This is a genomic window from Rhizobium etli CFN 42, assembly GCF_000092045.1.
Taxonomy (GTDB): Bacteria; Pseudomonadota; Alphaproteobacteria; order Rhizobiales; family Rhizobiaceae; genus Rhizobium; species Rhizobium etli.
Genome location: NC_007761.1, coordinates 1,095,883 through 1,117,005, shown reverse-complemented (window position 1 = coordinate 1,117,005; position 21,123 = coordinate 1,095,883). Strand labels below are relative to the sequence as shown.

Annotated in this window: 19 protein-coding genes and 4 pseudogenes; 11 read left to right on the top strand and 12 right to left on the bottom strand. The window is 58.4% G+C overall.

Annotated features, from left to right (window positions below):
• Positions 1-22 precede the first annotated feature (22 nt).
• The 4 genes from RHE_RS05435 to RHE_RS05420 all read right to left on the bottom strand — a co-directional run bounded on the left by RHE_RS05435 (position 23) and on the right by RHE_RS05420 (position 4,808).
• Entirely contained in the window at positions 23-1,555 is a 1,533-nt protein-coding gene (locus RHE_RS05435) for a SulP family inorganic anion transporter (protein ID WP_011424408.1), read from the bottom strand.
• Positions 1,556-1,559: 4 nt separating this feature from the next.
• Positions 1,560-2,264 carry a carbonic anhydrase gene (locus RHE_RS05430; RefSeq protein ID WP_011424407.1) on the bottom strand — a complete coding sequence of 235 codons (705 nt, stop codon included), beginning with the start codon at positions 2,262-2,264 and terminating at the stop codon, positions 1,560-1,562.
• A 329-nt stretch (positions 2,265-2,593) separates the two neighbouring features.
• Positions 2,594-3,220, bottom strand: a complete 627-nt coding sequence (locus RHE_RS05425; protein ID WP_011424406.1) for a class I SAM-dependent methyltransferase — start codon at positions 3,218-3,220, stop codon at positions 2,594-2,596.
• A 229-nt stretch (positions 3,221-3,449) separates the two neighbouring features.
• Positions 3,450-4,808 (bottom strand): alkyl/aryl-sulfatase, encoded by a 1,359-nt coding sequence (locus RHE_RS05420; RefSeq protein ID WP_244425767.1) that lies wholly within the window; start codon positions 4,806-4,808, stop codon positions 3,450-3,452.
• A 115-nt stretch (positions 4,809-4,923) separates the two neighbouring features.
• Between RHE_RS05420 and RHE_RS05415 the strand changes: the two genes are divergently transcribed.
• The 4 genes from RHE_RS05415 (at position 4,924) to RHE_RS05400 (ending at position 7,023) form a co-directional block, all read left to right on the top strand.
• Positions 4,924-5,817, top strand: coding sequence for a LysR family transcriptional regulator (locus RHE_RS05415; protein ID WP_011424404.1), 894 nt, complete (start codon positions 4,924-4,926; stop codon positions 5,815-5,817).
• 11 nt (positions 5,818-5,828) lie between these two features.
• A complete protein-coding gene (locus tag RHE_RS05410; RefSeq protein ID WP_011424403.1) occupies positions 5,829-6,179 on the top strand; it encodes a gamma-glutamylcyclotransferase in 351 nt (116 codons plus the stop codon).
• Positions 6,180-6,249: 70 nt separating this feature from the next.
• Entirely contained in the window at positions 6,250-6,441 is a 192-nt protein-coding gene (locus tag RHE_RS05405; protein WP_020920657.1) for a DUF6494 family protein, read from the top strand.
• Positions 6,442-6,672: 231 nt separating this feature from the next.
• Positions 6,673-7,023, top strand: coding sequence for a DUF2200 domain-containing protein (locus RHE_RS05400; RefSeq protein ID WP_011424402.1), 351 nt, complete (start codon positions 6,673-6,675; stop codon positions 7,021-7,023).
• Between the two features lie 29 nt (positions 7,024-7,052).
• Here RHE_RS05400 and RHE_RS34220 read toward each other — a convergent pair.
• Positions 7,053-7,176 (bottom strand): annotated as a pseudogene (locus RHE_RS34220) (thermonuclease family protein); the annotation flags it as partial.
• Positions 7,177-7,329: 153 nt separating this feature from the next.
• Here RHE_RS34220 and RHE_RS05395 point away from each other — a divergent pair.
• Both RHE_RS05395 and RHE_RS05390 read left to right on the top strand, forming a co-directional pair.
• Positions 7,330-7,732 (top strand): annotated as a pseudogene (locus RHE_RS05395) (ATP dependent DNA ligase); the annotation flags it as partial.
• 380 nt (positions 7,733-8,112) lie between these two features.
• Complete coding sequence (locus RHE_RS05390; RefSeq protein WP_157700396.1) at positions 8,113-8,508, top strand: hypothetical protein; 396 nt, start codon at positions 8,113-8,115, stop codon at positions 8,506-8,508.
• A gap of 142 nt (positions 8,509-8,650) precedes the next feature.
• On the opposite strand, the pseudogene RHE_RS34215 reads toward RHE_RS05390, so the two are convergent.
• The 6 genes and pseudogenes from RHE_RS34215 to RHE_RS05350 all read right to left on the bottom strand — a co-directional run.
• Positions 8,651-8,722 (bottom strand): annotated as a pseudogene (locus RHE_RS34215) (CopG family transcriptional regulator); the annotation flags it as partial.
• 680 nt (positions 8,723-9,402) lie between these two features.
• The gene (locus RHE_RS05380) at positions 9,403-9,693 is read right to left on the bottom strand and encodes a class II aldolase/adducin head domain-containing protein (RefSeq protein WP_011424398.1); all 291 of its coding nucleotides are present in this window, start codon (positions 9,691-9,693) and stop codon (positions 9,403-9,405) included.
• 594 nt (positions 9,694-10,287) lie between these two features.
• Positions 10,288-10,890, bottom strand: coding sequence for a hypothetical protein (locus RHE_RS05365; RefSeq protein WP_011424397.1), 603 nt, complete (start codon positions 10,888-10,890; stop codon positions 10,288-10,290).
• A gap of 567 nt (positions 10,891-11,457) precedes the next feature.
• Positions 11,458-11,747, bottom strand: a pseudogene (locus RHE_RS05360) (CopG family transcriptional regulator).
• A 23-nt stretch (positions 11,748-11,770) separates the two neighbouring features.
• Positions 11,771-12,112, bottom strand: a complete 342-nt coding sequence (locus tag RHE_RS05355; protein ID WP_011424395.1) for an NIPSNAP family protein — start codon at positions 12,110-12,112, stop codon at positions 11,771-11,773.
• 179 nt (positions 12,113-12,291) lie between these two features.
• The gene (locus tag RHE_RS05350; RefSeq protein ID WP_157700395.1) at positions 12,292-13,161 is read right to left on the bottom strand and encodes a hypothetical protein; all 870 of its coding nucleotides are present in this window, start codon (positions 13,159-13,161) and stop codon (positions 12,292-12,294) included.
• A 510-nt stretch (positions 13,162-13,671) separates the two neighbouring features.
• Here RHE_RS05350 and RHE_RS05345 point away from each other — a divergent pair.
• Entirely contained in the window at positions 13,672-15,378 is a 1,707-nt protein-coding gene (locus tag RHE_RS05345) for an adenylate/guanylate cyclase domain-containing protein (RefSeq protein WP_042118059.1), read from the top strand.
• A gap of 134 nt (positions 15,379-15,512) precedes the next feature.
• Positions 15,513-16,304 (top strand): SDR family NAD(P)-dependent oxidoreductase, encoded by a 792-nt coding sequence (locus tag RHE_RS05340; RefSeq protein WP_011424392.1) that lies wholly within the window; start codon positions 15,513-15,515, stop codon positions 16,302-16,304.
• Positions 16,305-16,706: 402 nt separating this feature from the next.
• Here the strand turns inward: RHE_RS05340 and RHE_RS05335 are convergent, their stop codons facing one another.
• The gene (locus RHE_RS05335) at positions 16,707-17,453 is read right to left on the bottom strand and encodes a glucose 1-dehydrogenase (protein ID WP_042118056.1); all 747 of its coding nucleotides are present in this window, start codon (positions 17,451-17,453) and stop codon (positions 16,707-16,709) included.
• A gap of 107 nt (positions 17,454-17,560) precedes the next feature.
• Between RHE_RS05335 and RHE_RS05330 the strand changes: the two genes are divergently transcribed.
• From RHE_RS05330 to RHE_RS05320, 3 genes are all read left to right on the top strand, one after another.
• A complete protein-coding gene (locus tag RHE_RS05330; protein ID WP_011424390.1) occupies positions 17,561-17,905 on the top strand; it encodes an ArsR/SmtB family transcription factor in 345 nt (114 codons plus the stop codon).
• 475 nt (positions 17,906-18,380) lie between these two features.
• The gene (locus RHE_RS05325; protein ID WP_042119190.1) at positions 18,381-19,475 is read left to right on the top strand and encodes a nucleotidyltransferase family protein; all 1,095 of its coding nucleotides are present in this window, start codon (positions 18,381-18,383) and stop codon (positions 19,473-19,475) included.
• 284 nt (positions 19,476-19,759) lie between these two features.
• Positions 19,760-21,097, top strand: a complete 1,338-nt coding sequence (locus tag RHE_RS05320; protein ID WP_011424388.1) for a TadE/TadG family type IV pilus assembly protein — start codon at positions 19,760-19,762, stop codon at positions 21,095-21,097.
• Positions 21,098-21,123: the final 26 nt, after the last annotated feature.

Sequence of the window (21,123 nt, the reverse complement as noted above, 5' to 3'; positions counted from 1 at the left end):
AGGGCGTTTGCCCTCCCCAGATTTATCGGGCGACCTCGGTCGCAAAACGCTGAAACAGCGGTTTCAGGCGGGGGTGGCGTGCCGCCGGAGGCGCATGAATCTCAATGGCCCGACCGGCCCTTGCCTCGCGTCGCAGCCATTCGCTGATGGTTTCGGCGCTGGTGTGATCCATGTAATGGAGGTCCTCGCCGACAATCTTGACGTTGCGGCCCTCGGGCAGCTGCTCGAGCGTGTTGAGCAGAATGGGCACGTCCTTGCAGGTGGCTGCGCCGCCGAGCTGGAGATGGATTTCCTCGTCGATCTCCGCGTGCCTGATCGCGAGTTTTCGCCTGAGGTAGGGCACGATCTCGAGGATCGACAGCGCCAAGCCGAGTGCCACGCCGACCAGCAGGTCCTGCAGGACGACCATGGCAACGGTCGCCGCCCAGATGCCGACCGGAACCAGTCCATGATGCTCGAACAGGTGGCGGACATGGCGCAGGCTGATCAACCGCCATCCGGTGACGAGCAGGACTGCGGCGAGGGCCGACAAAGGCACCAGGGTCAACAGGCTTGGCGCCAGCGCCACCAGGCCCAGTATCCAGGTGCCGTGCAGGATGGCGGAGACCCGCGTGCGTGCGCCGGCCTGAATGTTGGCCGAGGAACGGACGATGACGCCGGTAATCGGCAATCCGCCAAGCAGGCCGCAGAGCCCGTTGCCGACCCCTTGGGCAAACAGCTCCTTGTTGAACCCGGTGCGCACGCCGTCATGCATCCGGTCGACGGCGGCGGCGGACAGAAGGGTTTCGGCACTCGCGATGACGGCAATCATGACCGCCATGAGAATGACGCCGGGCTCAAGCAACCGGGCGAAGTTTTCCGCGGTCGGCAGCGTGATGCTGTCCATGAGCGAGGTGGGGACTTCGACGCGCGCGATCGGCAGCTGCAACGCGGCGGCAAGAACCGTCGCCGCCGCCACACCGACCAGCGCTCCCGGAACCAGCGCCAGCGATTTCGGGCGGCACTTCTCCCAGCATACCATTGCCAGCAGGGAGATGAGGCCGACCTTCAAGGCGGTTGCCTCGCTCGTCAGGCCAGTTCCCCAGAGACGGGCGAGACTGTCCTCGATCGCCGCGACGTTCTCCATGCCGCCGGCAGCGGGCTTGGCATCCATCAGCACATGAATCTGCCCCAAGATGATCAGGATTCCGATGCCGGCGAGCATGCCGTGAACGACGGCCGGCGAAATCGCCCGGAACCAGGAGCCGACCCGCAGGAAGCCGCCGGCGATCTGCAGGAAACCGACGGCGATCAGGACCGGGGCGAGCATGGCCACGCCGTAGTCCTCAACGAAGCCGAAGACGATGACGGCAAGCCCGGCTGCCGGTCCGGAGACCTGCAGCGGCGAGCCCGCCAGGAAGCCGACGACGATGCCGCCGATGATGCCGGAGATCAGGCCCATCGACGCCGGCACGCCGGAGGCGATTGCGATTCCGAGGCACAGCGGAATGGCAACGAGGAAGACGACCAGCGAGGAGGCGAAGTCGCGCGAAAAAGTGGAGGTCACTGCTGTCATGGCGCTACTCCGCGGCAAGCATTGCTGCGATTTGCGGCATGACATGCGGCCGATCGCGGCCGGTCACCGCAACCGGCAGCGGCTCTCCCTCCTGCGGCACCGTGAAGGTCGCTTTCGCCCCGTCATAGACCTGGACCTCGCCGGTCTCGATGTCGAAGAACCAGCCGTGAAGGGTGATCTCGCTGGTGGCGAGTTTCGCGGCGACGGAAGGATGTGTCTTCAAGTGATCGAGCTGAACGACGACGTTTTCCATCGCCACGGCGCGCACGCGATCACTTTCGGAAAGGTCGTCCGGATAGGCCCGGCAAACGATCGAATAGGCGGCGTGGCTGTGGCGCAGCCAGGCTGCGACATTGGGCATCGGCTCGAGCAGCTCCGGATGGCACAGGCCCTTCATTGCGCCGCAATCCGAATGGCCGCAAACGACGATGTCGCTGACGCCGAGCGCCAGGATCGCATATTCGATGGCGGAAGAGACCCCGCCATTGAGGGTCGAGAACGGCGGGACGATGTTGCCGGCATTGCGGCAGACGAAGAGATCGCCGGGACCGGCCTGCGTGATGGTTTCGGGCATCACCCGGCTGTCGGCGCAGGATATCATCAGAGCCTGTGGTTGCTGGCCTTCCCGCGCCAGCTTGCGGTAAAGCGCCGACTGGTTGGGAAAAACCGCGCCGCGAAAACTGGAGATACCTTTCAGGAGATCACCCATTGTTCGGATCCTCTTTCTGGCCGGACGTCGGATTGGGGAGGAATGTCTCTCGTCCGGCGGGTTACAGAAGCGATTCGTTCGCAGGTGCGAAAAGAACAGCAAAGAGTGTGCGGTGCAACCAGCCGCTGCGAGATCGCGATCAACAACACGTGAGGAGGGTAGCGAGATCTCGGCGAGGGCTGGCCTTTCTCTGGCTGGAACGCAAGGTCAGCAATGCGTCCGCATGTCGCCACAGGCGATCTTTGCCTTCGCCGGGAAGCCGACAATCGGGTGATCACCTCGAGTTCACAGTCGCGCCACAGCCGGCCATCCGGCAAGTTCTATTTGCCTCAGGCCCGGCTTGCCCGAACGCTCAGCCACCGATCATGGGGCCTTCCGACGTACCGACGTACATCGTTGACGATCCAGCCGGCGTCTGTGAGTGCCGACCGCAGGGCAGGCTCACGCCAGTACGTCTCGACGTAGCGCCGAGGTGCTGCAGCACTGCCGTGTGTGGATAGATCCTCGCCGTCGCCCTCCCTGACCGAGACGTGCAGTCGGCCACCGCTCCGTGTCGCCTCGGCAAGCCGTCCAAGCACCGTGCCGAAATCCCCGCGCGCGACATGAATGAGGCACGCACAGGCCCAGATCCCGTCGTACGGCATGCTGGGACGCTGCGGGTCGGCCAGGTCATCGGTCAGCGGGTCCAACAGGTCGGCCTCGAAGCCACTTTCGCGCAGCAATTCGACGAAACCCTTTGAAATGTCCGTGCGCCGGACGCTCATTCCCCGCTTCTCAAGCTCAAGTGCATCTCGCCCGCCACCGCTTCCGATCTCCAGCACCCTGCCCGAGCCGGAGAGCTCGGTCACGAACACGTCGATCTCTGTCGCGACCCATTCGGGCATCACCGCGGCCTCGGCAGCGTACTCGGCCGCGACCGCATCATAGGACCGCACAGTCTCCCGGTCGGTGCTCATCCCAGCGCTCCTCCTCCAAGACAAGAGGCTATCAGCCCGTTGCGCCCTTCACACTTGGGCGGTTGGTGACATCGCGGCCGATTTACTCCCCAGCTTTAGCAGATATGACGTCAGAGACACCACCGACCGACTGCCAAAGCTGCCGGGCGGCAATGCGCCATAAGCAGACATGCCTTTGGCCGATATGCGGGCATCGCCTGGCGTTAGTCAGGCGATGCCTTGTCACAGTCTACCTGTCGCTGGAGCGAACTGTCTTCAGGCTGTTGGCCACCGTGAGATAGTAGTTTCGGGCGGTGGCATTCATCTGCCGTTCGCCCAACTCGCGGAAAGCTCTGATTTTCACATCGAGGGCGGCTGCGTTCTTCCCGTCGACCGCCAGAAGGTAGTCAGCCTGTTCAGCGGCCCATTGGAACTCGCCTGCTTCCTGAGCATCTTGGGCGCTTTTCAGCACCTTATCGCTTCCACCAACCAGTGCGATCAGCTTTTCTGCCCGTTCCTTGTCAGCCAACGGGAATATGTTGGTCGGATTTCCGTCGAACCAGCCCGCATTCTGCGAGTAGATGCCTCGTACCGACCATGCCACGGTTCCGTAGAACTCTTGCAGATAAGGGTGTTTCGCGAGTTTCTCCGGCAGCTTTACGTCTTGAACCAGCTCATCCGGTGTCTTGCCGTTTGCGATGCCTTCCATGGTCTTGCTGTAAACGAACTTGATGCCGTCACGGTACGCAGTGAGGGCATCCTTTGCTTCAGCAGCGTGTTGGATGGTGCCCATGTGACCGGGGATGACGAAGTCCGGGCCGAGAGCGATCAACTTATCGAGGCTCGTAACCCACTTTTCTACCGGACGCGTAGGCAAGCCGCGCAGTGGCGCGATATTGGGAAATGTCTTTAGGAACACGTCACCTGCGATTAGCACCTTGGGGTCCGGCAGCCATACGGAGATATTTTCGTCAGCTTCCCCCGGTGTGAAGATCAACTTGAGCGGTACACCCGCAATCGTCAGCTCTTTTTCCGCGCCCCCGAACGTCTTCGTCGGCGGGATGAAGCCGTCGCGCGTGTGAGGGGTCGTCCTGCCATATTCGAGTTGCGTCCCTGCATTGATGAAGTCTTCGTCGGGCAACATGGTTCCGAAAGCGTCACCACCATCACGGCGTCCGCGTCCAGTATCCGGTTTCGCTGTTACCAGCAGTTTGTGGCTGTAGATCTCGGGCTTGTCTTTGCCCGCGAAGACCGTCGCGCCGCCCGTATGATCCGGGTGATTATGAGTATAGATGATTGCCTTGATTGGATGGCGCACCCGTTCTCCGAATGCCGCCATGATCGCCTTCGCATCGACCGGGTTGGCTGATGTGTCAACAATGATCGATCCGTCTTTACCCTGGATCAGCGTGACGTTGCTGGCAGAGTACCCAACAGCCGCATACACGCCATCGGTCACCTCAATGATCCGTTTCTGAAACTCATCCGAGTGAGCGATCAGTTTGTCCCGTCCTGAATACGCGGTCTCCGCGAGAGCAGAGGACGTGGTGCCGAGAGTTGAAATCATGGCGGCAATCACTCCTGACTTTAGTATCGATGAACCGAGCATCTCATCTCCAATCTTTGCGGACGAGAAGCCGTCCGGTCGCCTAGAATAGGCCAACCAATATTGGTAATGTAGAGTCGGAATTGACAACCAGCCTCTCTTATACGATAAGCTAGACATGGATTACAACGCTGTCAGAATGTTTGTCGCGGTGGCTCAGACGGGCAGTCTCTCCTCTGCTGCCGCCCGCCTCGGTGTGCCACTGCCCACACTTAGCCGGAAGGTGGCTGAGCTGGAGGCCGACCTCAAGGTTCAACTGCTGGAGAGGACTGCGAAGGGATGCCGCCCCACAGAAGCCGGGTCGCGGTTGTTCGAGCAAGCGAGTGGTGGAATTGATCTTCTTGAGGAAGCTGAACGAGCAATCTTGAGCGAGCAGGCACAACTGGTGGGCCGCTTGCGTCTATCGCTCCCGCAGTCTTTCGAGCCGTGGTGGGACTTGCTGGCTTTGTTCCAGCGTGCCCACCCCGGCATTCAGATCAACGTCTATTCCACGGAGAGGCGCGTCGATTTGCTCGCGGACGGAGTGGATGTTGCGCTTCGCGTGGGCGCAATCGCTGACGACACTGTTATCGCGCGTCACATGCTGACGTTTCGGCATATGCTTGTCGCCAGCCCCGAGCTTGTGGCAGCACATGATAGGCCAGAAGGTCCGCAAGACATCTTGCGGCTGCCTTGTGCGGCATGGGGTTCTACGCTCGATGCGCAGCCCACCTGGACACTCGGAGGCCAGACGCAAAAGATCAATGCGACCTTCACGGCGAATGATTATCTGCACCTTAGAGCAAGGGCGATCGCAGGAGATGTGGCAACGGAACTCCCATCGTTTCTTGCAGCCGAATACCTGAAGTCACGCGAACTGGTAGAGCTTCTGCCCGAGTACCCCTTCCCGGAAACGGCTTTACACCTGGTCTACAAGAGGCAGCGTCATCCCTCGACGATAGTCCGGGCCTATCTCGATTTCTGCTCCGCTCACATCGCGATTGTCGAAGCAAGATGTCGGGTGACATCGTGAGTAGAACGAAGATGGCGCTCACGCCGGAACTCGTCCTGCGGACGCTGAGGCCTGTCCCAGAGGAAGGGCCGGAGCCAAGATGGACGCCTATCCCAGAGGATGAACTGGACGTCTTGGTGCAGCGGGTCAACGAGGAGAGCAAAAACGAGCCGCTATGGATAGTCGCCTACGGATCCCTGATCTGGAATCCGGACTTCGACTTCGATGCGAGAGAGTTTGGAACGATCTACGGCTGGCACCGCTCCTTCTCACTGCATATCGAGCGATGGCGAGCAAAGAGAACTTTACCTTCGGGAACGGCCGCTTCGGGCCGGGAGCGGTCATCTGTCGCCGAAATTTTTCGCGCCAGATTCTGGGCATAGGGCGTCATTGCTGCTTCCTTGACGATTTACCTTCCATTACAATCCCTTCCGCACATAGAGGAGTTCCGCCATGAGCGAAGACGCCTTCAACATGTCGATCCGCAAGTTCCTGAAGGAAGTCGGCGTCACGTCGCAGCGCAAGATCGAGGAGACGGTGCGCAAGGGGCAGGTCGGCGGCAATACGTTGAAGGTCCGCATGACGCTAACGGCGGAAGGCACCGGCCTCAACCACGTGGTGGACGGCGAGATCGAACTTCCGTAGACCGGGCGAAGCGATCGTACGAACCGTCCGGCTGTCCCAAGTTCATTGTCCACGTCCGCGCGTAATCGAAGCACGGCCGCTCTGGGCCGACAGCAGACCAGTGGCTTCGGCTGGATTGCGCGAATTGCGGTCATGGCCGGCGGCGCTGTAGAGTTTGCGTCCATGAGCCAAGCTTCCCTGCGCCCCGCCGCAGGAGGGTTGCTCATTGTCGGCCATCGGCTCGGAGGACGCATGACGAAGCATCGTATCTATTCGGTCAGCGTCGCAAGCGTCTATCCCCACTATGTCGCCAAGGCGGAGAAGAAGGGACGCACGAAGGCCGAAGTCGACGAAATCATCTGCTGGCTGACGGGCTATAGCCGAGAGACCCTGGACGATCAGCTGGCGAGGAACACCAACTTCGAGGATTTCTTTGCGCAAGCCCCTCGGATGAACCCCTCCCGATCGCAGATCACAGGCGTGATCTGCGGCGTCCGCGTGGAAGAGATCCAGGAAACGACCATGCGGGAAATCCGCTATCTGAACAAACTGATCGACGAACTCGCCAAGGGCAAGGCTATGGAGAAAATCCTGCGAAAATAGAAGCCTAGGTTTGCTCCCGCTCGACGGCTCGTGTCGATGCCCGAGACGAACGGAACACCTTCGCCCAGCAGGCGCATGTTCTGCCCGTCGCACTTGACGGTGTCGCCGTCGACGGCCGTCAGTGAGGCGCAAAAAGATCAATCCTGCGATCATCAATAGCAGGTGGTCCTAACCTGACGGACCGGCCACCAACCCAGGTGCTTTGCGGGGTCGACGTGCAGGTCGTCGGCGTATACGTGGGCTGCTGTCGCTGCATTCCTCGATTGTAACCCTGTCCGCCGGCAATAAGAGCGTCCCCCATCGCGCAGCACCTATCGCAGCGGTCGCGGCGGCGACTGGCTGAAAATCAAATGCATCCAGAGCGACGGCTTCGCGATCGTCGGTTATCAGCGCTCCAACGGCGTTCGGGAACATCGGCGCGCTGCTGCTGGCTGCTCGGAAGGGTGGCGAGCTTGTTTACGTCGGCTCGGTCGGCACGGGCTTTAAGGCTGACGAGGCGATGAAGCTTCGCGCAACGATGGACAAGATCAAGGCGACCAAACCGGCCGTCAAATATTCCGGTGGGCGCAAGAACCTGATCTGGATCAAGCCGAAGCTGGTTGCCGAGATCGAATATCGGTCGTGGACGCATGACGGGAAGCTGCGCCACCCGTCATATAAGGGGCTGAGGGATATTGCTGATGAGGTAGCAATTTATGCCTTCGAATGATGTAGGACTACGGAGTTAGATGAATGTCAATGGCACGAGGAGGATCACCAGACCTAAGTCCGATTGTCGCCGGTAACGAGATGGCTACTTGATTAAGGATGTCAAAGACCGAAATCCTTATTGCCGTTGCTTTGTTGCTTACCGTCTTCGCTCTATTCGCCTTTGGTGAAATCTCAGAAATACTCCTGTCCGCCACGGCGCTTGGTGGAACCCTTTCCTGATTTTGAGTACCCCGCCTTGGTGGCAAGGTGCGCCATCATCGGTCTCACAGTGCATGGCGGCGCGGCGCTGCACAAATCATGAATCGAGCACACCGAGCCCGTTGACATCAATCCACTGAATACTACAATCTTTGATTGACGAGGTATGGAGGCTCACCGGTGAAAAATCAGGTGCTCAAGGACTACCTTATCTTTCTCGTGCCCGCTTTTGTCATTCCGCTAGGCTTATACCTCACTAATGAGGCCACTTCGCCGACCACACTGTTTAAGCTTGGCCTACTGTTTCCACTCTTTTTGCTTGCGATGAAGGGACTGGCTGGTTTCTTTCCGCCCGAGAACCTACGGGACCGGTCCGTTGCGCGAATAGCTGAATACGCTATCCTCCAAGGCTTGGTTTTTGCAGCATTCATGTCGATGTTCGGCGACTTTATGCAACCCGAACTGCAGTCCAGCTTCCTTTCGATGTTGCGTCGGTTCGCATTCGCTGCCGTGCCGGTGTCTGCTTTCCACTTTCTATCGGCGCTGAACGCACAAAAGAAGCTGCGTGGCTCTTAAATCCTTCCAACAAGCTGCTTAGCTTCAGCTCGCGACATCTAAAATGTGGATATGCAGTGAACCGGTGATCTGCGCAGGATGGCGGCATTGGTGATGCCCCATTTGACGTTCGCGCGTCGGTAACCACCAAGAATATCGCGGCTCAGGCATTCCCATCAACATCGCCATCTTCGTCGAGCACGTGCACCTGCAGATAGGTGTTCTTCTCCATCCACGCTGCATCTCCACCATCACTTCGAAAAGTGGTCGCGCCTAATTTTTCGAAATGCGTAATATAGAATAGAAAATATCCCCATAAGCAGCATAACTCCCCACAATGTCTCCAAGTACAGCCTTGCAAAAATATGATCTTTTCTACCCAGAGCCCATTCGTAAACAGAGCATTTCGCAATCGTGCATCTGTCGGAGCCGGGAAACAGCCAGAAAAGCAAATTAGAGACAATGTATGAAGTCAGCAAAATCACGAAAGATTTAACAGCCCTTTGCAACGTTTCCTTGGACGTGAGATCCGGTGTTCCGCGCATGCCACTCGCATGCATGACAATAAAAAAGAATGCGCTGGAGACGAATTGATTGCCGATTAACAGAGCAGTGAAGTTCCGATGTGAAAGAAATAACTGACACGCGATCGAGGTAAGGCCGCCCGGAAGAAGAAATGCGGCTAAAAATGCCTCCCCAGTGGTTGGCCTTTGCTTTATCACAGCGATGCCGCAAGCGTACGCAGCCCAGACTGTCAGAATAATTGGAACTGGGCCAATGACCCAAGGCGCGGCCGGAAACGGCATCTATCCCCCAAAGCTATGCAGGTCCATTTTCAAACGGGACGTGCAACTTTCGCATTGGTCCAGCAGTGCTAGGGAGCCGCACCGGTGTCAATAAGGTTCCGTAGCTCCCTTAGGCACTCCCATCAACATCGCCATCTTCGTCCAGCTCGTGCACTGGCAGGCAAGTATTCTTCTCCATCCACTCTCGGACGATGAACCTGATGGTGTCATTGCGCGTCTTGCCGAACTCGCCGGATAGATCCCGGAGAGCTTCTTCAATGTCGTCGTCGAACACGATTGATCCGGAGTTCCGCAGCAGCAGCGCCGCACGGCGAAGCATGATCTGAAGATCCGCTCGGAAGATATCGGCGATCCGATCGGCGGCTTCTTCGAGGAGGGCGGCGGTATCAAACTTGGTCATGGTGTCATTCCCAGAGCAGGTTCCTTAGCGGGCTCCGCGCACCTGAATGTGTCACCTATCGAGACCGTTCTTTCAGTCGGGCAATCATCCAAATTGCGTTGGAGCGGAAAAGCGCAGCCGCCGAGGAGCCCACTTGCGAGAAATATGCAAATAAGGCGGATCATCATTTCATTGAGTACAACCGCCGTCGCGATTTGCCAATGCTGGGCCTGGACGCATGACGGGAAGCTCCGGCACCCGTCATATAAGGGACTGAGGGAGCAGCAGGACAACGCGGAGATCTATGAGCTGGAGTAGTGCGGCAACTGTTACGATCCGCAACCGACACTAAACCCTGAGAAGAGCCATGAGCAGCGCAGAACTCACAGCCACAACTACGGGCCACCCGATCAGAAACTTTTCTCTCGGCTTGGCTCGATCGAGGTCGTCATGGAACTCGGACCAGAACATACTAGGGCCGAAGTCCACGCTGAAATCGAAGCCATTTTTAAGGTAAAAGATGACCGACCTGATGTACCAATACCAACTGTAGGCGCAACTGGCCCCCACAAAAATGACGAGCACTACCCACAGCGCAATTTGATCTCCACTCAATCAAGCTTCCCCATCAATTCTGTTCGGCCTTTTGATTCTCTTGGCCAGCAAAACGGTCGCCGAGATCCCACCGCTCAGCATCTTTAGAAAAAGTATATTCAAAATCGTGAGAGAATACGCATTTCCGACAAGTGTTGTCGAAGCGCCCGTACCGTAGATCGGCAAAGGAAAGAGGAAAGCAAGAGAAAGGAATGTGAGCACAAATGCCGCGGCGGGTTTCACAAAGCTCTTTAAATCCGTAACCATAATTTCTCGGCCCAATGGGGAAGAAACAATATAAAGCGAAAACAATAGGGTCTTCACGACCGTGAATGTGATCAGAGAATACGAAAGACATGTGTAAAGGGCGATCTGTTCGGAATGATTCTCCGCGAGCCATGGCAGTTCATAGTGGTATTTCGGTAGAATAACCAAAAAGTATCTTAAGTGCGGGGCGATGTAAGACAGTAAATCTGCTCCGGCTAACCAAAGAAACAGGATCGATATAGACAAAATAACCATATCGAGCGGTGGGCCGCTAATATGGCCCTCATATCGTTTGATAAAGTTCTGATTTTGAAGGCGAAAGAAAAGATCAACCCCACCAAAACTCTTAAACAACATTTACGTCCAGCCTTTGCCCCGAAACAATCGAAAGGGCGGACACTTCGTAGTGGGAGTGGGCGGATTCTGTCAAGTATAACGCCCGCAACATCTCCATCTTCCTCGAGCACGTGCACCTGCAGATAGGTGTTCTTCTCCAAGCACCCACAGCCGTGGCTGGGGCATGAGTTAGTGGTGCATACCTATTCGATACCAGACGGCATGGCCATTTCGTACGACTGCGATACCCCTATTCCCTACGAGGGCTGTTGGCTCAAAGCGCCGCGACCTCGCAAGCCAGAGTTCATCTCCTGGCAACATCCGCGCGAGTAGAGTCTTCAGTTCCTCCTCAGGGGCAGGCATGCGGTCCCGAAATTCGGCGGGCAGAGTCTCAATGCCACCCGTGAGGGCAATGAGCCACTCGCGATATCTTTGCGGCGTGGTTCGCTCTAACAGTACAACTTCATCTCCAGCAACTGGGCGGTCAATCTCGACTGGCATTCATTGATCCAATCGTCTGTGCGCAGGTTGGCATGCTGATGCTCCATTTCGGGTTCGCACGTAGGTGCCAACCAAGAATAGCGCCCCTCAGGCACTCCCATCTACATCGCCGTCTTCATCCAGCTCGTGCACCGGCAAATAGGTGTTCTTCTCCATCCACTCCCGGACGATCAGCCTGACGGTATCGTTGCGCGTCTTGCCGAACTCGCCGGACAGATCCCGAAGAGCTTCTTCAATGTCGTCTTCGAATGCGATCGACCCGGAGTTCCGCAACAGAAGCGCGGCGCGGCGCCGCATGATCTGCAGATCTGCCCGGGAAATGTCGGCGATGCGATCGGCGGCGTCTTCAAGGAGGCGGCGGTGTCGGGCATGGTCATGGGGTCTCGGCCGGCCGTAACGGTTATTCCGACAGGTTGGAGAAGCCGCGGTAGAAGCGTGTCGGCTTCAGTAGCGAACTGACGATGTTGGCGACGATCGGCCCATCCGCCTCGCTCTTCGCCTTCGCTTCCTGCCACTCCGGATCGGCAATGAACTCGGCCCATTTCTGCTCGCGCTCCGCCAGCGACCGCCATTCGATCAGGTAGGTCAGATCGTTGCTGGAAGAACCGACCATCGTCGTCCAGAAGCCGAGTGAGCGGATGCCGAGGCGTTCCCAAATCGCCAGCGTCGCGGTCTCGAAACGCTGTTGCAGTGCCGGCAGCCTCTCCGGCAGACATGTATAGATGCGCAATTCGTGGATCATCGGATGCTCCTCATGCCGGATGCCCTTTGGAGCGTCCTAACCGCTCTCGGAAATGAGCGGCAGCTTATAAAATTCTATAAGGTAATCAATAGTCCCGGCGGCGCCCTTCAGTAAGACGGGAAGCTCCGGCATGCGTCATTAAGGGGCTGCGCGAAGAACATGATAGTGCGGACGTTTTCTCATTTCAGTTTTAGGCGAGGGTATGCGACCGGTAGAGCTTCTATTTGCTCACTCGGGATTGCATCCTCTATTTCCGTCAGCCATGCTTCTAACTCTTCCAGGTTTGAGGCGCTAAAGAGCCTCGTGCCCCATCTTCCCGTCAAATCGACCGTGTCCGTTCTCAACAGCTCATGCATGCTGCGGTCCACTATCATGGCATCGAAGTAAGGCGCGTAAACGGAGATATGATTGACGTCGAAGAAGAAGCCACTCAGTCGGTCGATCGCTTTTTCCTTGTTCGCATATGCGCCTCGCCTCACTTGTTCCCGAAGTGCGGCATAGATCCGAGCGGATATCGACTGCGCTGGCATCGCTGCAAAATGCGACGAGTGTAAAAAACGTATCGCTGATTGGACACGCTCATCGACGGTTTCGCCTAACGCGCGGTGTCTTATTAGGCGTTCCACATATTGCGCGTTGATCGGGCCAGATAGTAGCACGTCGTAATCACCAGCGGCTAAGCGCTCTACAAACGTGTAGTAGGCATTTAGATAACCTCTTGCGGCGGACGCTAGCTCCAAGTCTATTTGTTCATCGACCGTTTCAGAGCCATTTCGCCAGTTGTCAAACGTCTCCACAAGGCCCGATATCGATTCGATCTTGGCAGCTCGAATTTTTTCGACGTCGCCATAGTAACCTCCAACGTCAATTCGGTAATAGCCTTCCCAGTCATCAATCTCTCGTTCGAATGCAACCCATTTATCAATGGGGAAAATCGGATCTTGTTGAGTCAACCAAAGGTCAAGTGCTCTATCGAACTGATCTTGAATAACATTGTAGGTCGGCACTACCTCGTGGCCGCGCGCTGTTGCCTTGATGAAGTCCAGCAATTCTCTGTGGCGTCTCCACTGGTGTGTCTCATCCTCATGGATGTTGGAATAAGGTACTACGAGAGCCTGTTTCGCACAGAGTGATTTGATCCTTTCGGCGACAGTAAGAAAGCGGTCGTCTTCCCCTTTGAAGACCAGACTTAGAAAGCTCTGGTCCAGGTAGAGTTTCGATTTGCGGATCTGAGGAAGTGGTATTCTTTCGGTATGTCGGCATCGGCCGCATCCCAACAGGACACTTGAGCCGTAAACATCGACGTTCCCAAACGTCGTTGCTCCATGGCAATTAGGGCAATCTCTAAGGGGAAAAGACACAATAGCCATTCGCGCGGACCTGCGAAACGAGATCGAGAAATCAAGGGAGATCATATCCTCATATCGAGAGAGCGCGATAGATCTGCCGATCGCACTGGTTGAGGTGGAGATCGCCTGGACATCACCTCTTACCATTTGTTGACTGACCCGTATTTGAGCAATAACTTATGGACCCCCGGTCGTTGGGCTTGTCCTCATATGACGGATCGATTTCTTCAGCGTCGCCTTGCTGCCATCGTCGTTGCCGATGTGGTGGGATATTCACGCCTGATGGAGGCTGATGAAGCGGCAACGCTGGCGAACCTCAGGGAACTCCGTTCTGGCGTCATCGAGCCGGCTGTGATGCGCCATAACGGTCGCATCTTTAAGGTCATGGGCGACGGATTCCTGATCGAATTCGCGAGCGCGGTGGACGCGGTCGCTGCAGCGTTGGAAATGCAACGGACCACCACTGCTATCGAGGCTTCCGGAGACCGGCGCCTGCTTTTGCGTATAGGCGTCAATCTGGGAGATGTCATTGACGATGGTTCAGACATCCTCGGCGACGGCGTCAATGTCGCGGCGCGCCTCGAGACGCAGGCCGCGCCGGGAGGTATCTGCATTTCAGGCAGCGTTCACGGCGAGATCGTCGGCAAGATCGGCGACCAGTTCTTCGATGCAGGCGAACGCTACCTGAAGAACCTGACCCGCCCAGTCCACGTTTGGCATTGGCCGGATGCGCTGCAGAGCATATTGCCGCTGCCGGAAAATCCCTCGATCGCTGTATTGCCGTTCACGAATATGAGTGGGAATGAAGCGGACGAGCCTTTCGTCGACGGCTTGACCGAAGACCTGATCACCGACCTTTCCCGCACGGCTGGTTTGTTCGTCATCGCGCGCAATTCCGTCTACGGCTACAAGGGCAAGGCGGTCGACGTACGGCTGGTCGCCCAGGAACTCGGCGTCCGCTACGTCCTGGAGGGGAGCGCCAGACGCGCAATGGGCCGTGTCCGCATCAATGCCCAATTGGTCGATGCGCTTGGAGGCCAGCACCTGTGGGCCGAACGGTTTGACAGGACGGTGGAAGATGTTTTCGAATTACAGGATGAAGTCAACGCCAAGATCGTTGAAGCCCTCGTCGGCCGGCTGACCATCCCGACGCCGCGCAATCGGCCGAAGAACTTCGAGGCCTACGACCTGTGTGTGCGCGCTCGCCTGCTGACGGAAGAGTCGCCGCAAACCGAGCGTGAGGCCTATATGCTGCTCCAACGCGCGGTCAAGCTCGATCCATCATATGCCGAGGCGCTCGGTCTGCTCGCCTATAACCGTTGGCTTGCCTGGACTCATTTCGGCGAGCCCGAAGATCCCAACCGTCGGATGGCGGTGACATCAGCGCAGAAGGCGGTCGACCTGGATCCCAACGATGCCGGCTGCCGTTACGTTCTGGGTACCATTTTGGCTTATGAGCGGCGATGGGAGGAATCGGATGCCGCCTTCGCCAAGGCCCTGGAGCTGGACCCCAACCACGCCGACACCTGGGCCGCCATGTCGGACATGTCCGTGCTCGACGGCAGGGTTGCCGACGGACTGGCGCAGATCGAAAAAGCCCTGCGGCTCAATCCCCATCCAACCTGCTGGTATCTTTGTCATCTTGGGCAGGCGCAATATGCCGCGCGTGATTATGAGGCGGCAACCGCTACGCTCCGCAGGAAAGAAACCTATCGTACCAACTCACGCAAATTCCTGGCAGCTGCGCTTGCGCAGTTGGGCCACGGCGAGGAGGCGCGGCGAGAGGCCGAATTGTTCCTGATCGCCCACCCTCATTTCACGATCAGTCATTGGCTCAGCTCCCAGCCGCTGCGCGATGCAACTGTACGAGACCACTTTGTCGACGGCTTCCGAAAGGCCGGCCTGCCGGAGACGTGACAGCGGATGAGGCCAATCTCGACCCGTTCGAGGAGTTGATCAACGGACATGCGATCGGGTATCGACGTCGCGGGCTGTTGCGAGACCGACCGCGAGTTCATACGTTCTCTGTCCAACCTCACAAGGAGCAGCAGATGCAGATCGACCTCGCAGGCAAGACCGCTCTTGTTACTGGATCTACCGAAGGGATCGGCTACGCCATCGCCCGCCAGCTCGCAAGGGCGGGCGCGGACGTGGTGATCAACGGACGGTCCGAAGAAAAGACCGCAAATGCCGCCGAACGCCTGAAAGGCGAAGGTGCCGGGGGCACCGTCGCAGCCGTCGCAGCCGATGTGGCAACCGCTGAAGGATGTGACGCTCTTGTCGCCAAGGTTCCTCACGTGGACATCCTCGTCAACAACGCGGGCATTTTTCAGCCGCTCGATTTCTTCGAGGCGAACGACGAGGTGTGGGATCGCCACTGGCAGGTAAACGTCATGTCGGCCGTTAGGCTTTCGCGTGCCTATCTTCCGGGTATGCAGAACGTCGACTGGGGTCGCGTCATCTTCATCGCGTCGGAATCCGGCTTTAACATTCCGGTGGAGATGATTCACTACGGCGTCAGCAAGACCGCCGATATCGCGGTTGCCCGCGGGCTCGCCAAGCGCATGGCCGGTACGGGCATTACCGTGAACTCGGTCCTCCCCGGCCCAACACTGTCCGAAGGCGTCGAGGCGATGCTTGCCGAAGAGCGCGCGAAGACGGGCAAGCCGATCGAGGAGGTCGCGGCGGACTTCGTCAAGAAGCATCGTGGCAGTTCGATCATCCAACGAGCTGCAAGCGTCGAGGAAATCGCCAACCTCGTAACCTATCTGGCGTCGCCTTTGGCATCCGCAACGACCGGGGCTTCCATGCGCGTGGACGGAGGACTGATCGACACGCTCTGAGGCGATCCCTCGCCTGCCAGTCGTGATTGCCGCCCCGCGAAAGTCGAAGCACTGCCGGGGCAGCGTTGGCGTGTCGATTGGACAACAAGGTCTGCCATTACGACTGATAAGAGGGCGCATTTCTGCCATCTCTGCCACAGCGCTCTTATTCGAAACGGCAATACGCGCCTAGTCAAGGTGCGAAGCAAACAGCGCTGGCGATGATTGCGCCAAAGCCGCCGCCGGCGAGTTGGGCGGAAACGCACCTCCGGCCTCGTCATCCCAGGCCTTGAGCCTCGAATCCCTGGCGACAGCCGATGATGCTGCCGTGGGTCCTCGGGGCAGCCCGAGGACGACGGAGGGTGGGTGGACCGGTATCCGAGTATGCGCGCGCTCAAGAAGCGCGCGCTTTTCACCCCCGGCTCAGCGGAAACCGCCGCTCGCGACCAGGCGTTCGCCAGTCAGCCAGCGGGCATCGTCGGAAGCGAGGAAGACGGCAATGTCGGCGATATCGTCCGGCTGGCCGATGCGGCCGAGCGGCGTCTGGGCGACCATGGTCTGTTGCAAATCCGAGCCGATGACGCCGGCCGTGTGGGTGCCCTCGGTCTCGACCATGCCCGGCAGGATGGCGTTGACGCGGATCTTGCGCGGGCCAAGCTCCTTGGCAAGCACGCTGTTGATGCCCTCGACGGCTCCCTTGGTGCCGGTGTAGACGGCCGAGGCCGGCAGCCCCAGGCTGGTGACCACCGAGGAGATGTTGATGACGCTGCCGCCCTCGCCGAGATGCTTGGCCGCTGCCTGGGTGGTCAGGAGAACGCCGAGAACATTGACGTCGAACATGCGGCGATAATGCTCCTCGGTCACCTCGCCGATGGGGGCGAATTCATAGACGCCGGAATTGTTGACCAGCACGTCGAGCTTGCCGAATTCCCTGACCGCGGCATCGACCACGCCCTGCGCCTGTTCGGCCTTGGAAACGTCGCCCTGCACCGCGATGGCTTTGCCGCCCGCCGCGCCGATCGCCTCGACCACGGCGTCGGCTCCGGCCTTGCTCGATGCGTAATTGACCACCACCTCAGCACCTTCGGCCGCCATTGCCTTGGCAATCGCGGCGCCGATACCCTTGGAGGCTCCCGTTACCACTGCGACCTTTCCTGTGAGCTTAGCCATGTCTTGTTCCTTCTAATCCGGACGGCCGCCGGAATTGGCGCCCCTGTTCCGTAGTTCAGAAATTCGGAACTGTTGATCTCGATGTCAAGGGAGGCTATATAAAATTTATGCGACCGTTCTTTCACCCAGCCCTGGAGGACATAAAACCCGAGGCGATCCTTTATGCGCTCTCCGATCCGGAGCGCGTCGCGATATTCGCCAAGCTCGCCGGCACCGCCTGTGGCGGCACCTGTTCTGCGCTCGCCGATCTCGGCGACCGCGTCATTCCGAAATCGTCGCTGTCGAACCATTTCAAGGTGCTGCGCGAATCCGGCCTGATCCGCAGCGAACGTCAAGGCGTCGAGATGCGCAACCAGACCCGCTGCGCGGAGCTCGACGAGCGCTTCCCCGGGCTGGTCAGGGCGATTCTAACGGCTTACGGCCAGCTTCCCGAGCAGCTTAAGACGGGTTGACGGACCTTAGAGCACAAATACATTTTCGATGACGCCGCCGACGGAACTGGGTCCTCGGGTCAGGCCCGAGGAAGACGGCGGGTGGGAGTGCTTCTCCGGCAAGGGTGAAACTCGGCAAACCGGGATGGAATCACACCTTCTGATCTCGCTGCCAGGACATCATCATGCACAGCTACCCGATGCCTATCCGCTGCGCCCGCTGCGAATTCGGCAGAAGATCGCTCCAACCTCCGTCGTCCTCAGCATTGCGCCTCGAGGATCGAGCGTGGATCCATGCCCGCGGCTGATCGAGACTTGCCGACGCGTTATAAGGTTTTGGCAGGAACGTATAACTGGAGATCGCGGTCAAAGGGAGTTATAAGGTTTTGGCAGATACTTATAACGCGAATGTGAGACGAGCGAGGACTACACTTAAGCGGGAACGCCGCTTCGATCCGTGTGGATGGCCGGTGCACTCGAAAGGGACAAATTGCCGATGATGAAAGAGATCGACATCAGCTATAGGACAATGTTCGCCGAACTGGCGCAGCGGACCTTGGACGGGCAGTTTTTGTCGGACTTCCCATTGGAAGGATGGTTTGTGACCGTCACCGTGAAGGACCGCGATTACTGGTATTTCGATCTCCCGACGCCCGAAGGCAAGGACAAGCGAAGCTATGTCGGTCCACAGAGCGACGAAGCGATCACAGCGCGGGTGAAGGCCCACAAGGAGATCAAGGATAATGTCCGGGAGCGCAGGCGCATGGTCAGCACGCTCCGTCGTGCCGGCCTCCCGGGTCCCGATAATTTCGCGGGAGACATCACCAAAGCCCTCGCGGATGCGGGCTTGTTCCGTCTGCGTGCAGTCCTGATCGGGTCGGTGGCATTCAGCACCTATGCGGGGATGCTCGGCGTTCGCCTGCCCTCATCCGCCATGCAGACAGGAGACGCGGACTTCGCGCAGGACTTTGCTATTTCTGCAGGTGTCCAGGACAGCCTGCCTCCGGTTCTCGACGTCCTCCAGTCGATTGATCCCGAATTCCGGGCCGTTCCTCATGAGGCAGACAGAGCCAAGGTTGTCGCCTTTCAGAACGCCAGGGGGTATCGGGTGGAATTCCTGACGGGGAACCGCGGATCGGATGAACATACCGGCAAACCCTCCCCCATGCCTGCCCTCGGCGGTGCGTCGGCGGAAAATCTGCGCTTCCTGGACTACTTGATCTACGAGCCCGTGCGCACGGTGCTGCTCTTCCGCGAGGGGGTGAACGTCCTCGTTCCCGCCCCCGAGCGATATGCCGTTCATAAGCTCATCGTATCGTCCAGAAGGCTCACGGACACTCTCGGACGCGTAAAAGCGGACAAAGACCTCACGCAGGCGTCGCTGCTTTTCCAAGCCCTCGTCGAGACACGCCATGACTCCGAGCTGACAGATGCTTGGGCGGAAGCGTGGGATCGAGGGGATTCATGGAAAGACGGCCTCTGCCAAGGTCTCCTGAGGCTCCCTCATAAGGGTGTCGAAGCGCTCGGCAAGGCTCTTGGGTCGGAGATGCCCGATCTGGAGAAGTTGAGAGCCGAAACTCGGCCGACGTGATTTCGCTGCCATTGCCAACGGCTACGCGCCGGTTGGCGGTTGGGGGCAATACGCATCGTCCAGCTTTTTCACACCTTCGCAAGGCTGCCGCCACCCCTCTGGTTCGATGCAACCGGCGTGTTTTCTGATCAAAAGGCAGACGCGACCGCGGCGCGGATGATGGCGACCGCGTTCTGCAGCAATTTAGTTACAACACAACCATACGTCTTTGCCTTTGGTTTAAGTTCCGCCGCTAGTGATCGCCGCTCGGTTGTGACACAGCCACCAGGGGAAGGCCGCCTTTTATGTTGCTTCGTTTCATCTTCGACCGATCCGGCAACTTCGGAATTATGACGGCGCTCCTCGTCGTCCCATTGCTGGGGGCGGCGGGGACGGCCGTTGATTTTGCCAGCGCCCTGTCGCTTCGGACCGAACTCTATGCCGCTGCGGATGCGGCAGCGGTGGGATCGATTACACCGACGTCAGAGGCGGCGGCACAGGCCAATACGATGTCGGGCGACGGGTCGCTGACGCTCGGAAAATCCGAAGCCCAGAAGATCTTCTTTTCGCAGATGTCCAAAAAACAGGGCGACGCGCCCGTGACCGTCGATATCAGCGTTCAGAAAAAGGGCGACACACTCAGCTCGACCGTGTCCTTCAACGCGACGATGCCCACGACCTTCATGCAGGTGATGGGATTTGATGAGATCGCCGTGACCGGAGCGGCAACCGCCCAGTATCAGACCCCGTCCTACATGGATTTCTTCATGCTGCTGGACAACACCCCGTCGATGGGCGTTGCGGCCACCACCGACGACATCACCGCGATGAAAAAGGCGACGGCAAACGGCCATGATGGCGGCAAGGATAAAAACTGCGCCTTCGCATGCCACATCGTTTCTGAAAAGGGCGTCGAGGACAAGAACAGCTACTACAATGTCGCACGCAATAACGGCGTGACCATCCGTATCGACGTGGTCGCCTCTGCCGTGAAAGCCCTGATGGCCAAGGCAAAGGACACGCAGTCCATGCCTAGCCAATTCAGGGTCGCTGCCTATACGTCCGGCAAGACCGCGCAGGACGCCAAAGCCGCGAAGCTCTTCAAGGTCTCCGACCTGAACTATGATCTTGGCGCCGTGGCGGCCGCCGCGAATATGATCAAACTGATGAGCATTCCCTATCAGAACTATTACAGCGACCAGCAGACGAGCTTTGACGAAGCGCTGAAAGGGATCGAAGGCGAGATCAAGGGGAACATCGGCACGGGCACCAGCAATGCCGATCGCCAGAAGATCGTCTTTTTCGTCGCTGACGGCGTTGGCGACAGCTATAAGCCGACCGGCTGCACCAGCCCGAAAGGCGCAAACGGCGGACGATGCATCGAACCGATCGACACGACTTATTGCAAGAAGCTCAAAGATCGCGGCATCAAGGTCGCCGTCCTCTATACGACCTATCTGCCCCTGCCCGACAACGGCTTTTACAAGGACTGGGTCAAGCCCTTCGAGACCCGCATCGCCGCAAAAATGGAAGAATGCGCAACCCCCGGCTTCTATTTCGCGGTCAGTCCCACCGAAGGCATTGAAGAGGCAATGGAAGCCCTGTTCCGCAAGATCGTCAGCGCCCCGCGGATAACCAGCTGATCGGAGCAAGCATGAGCACGTGGACG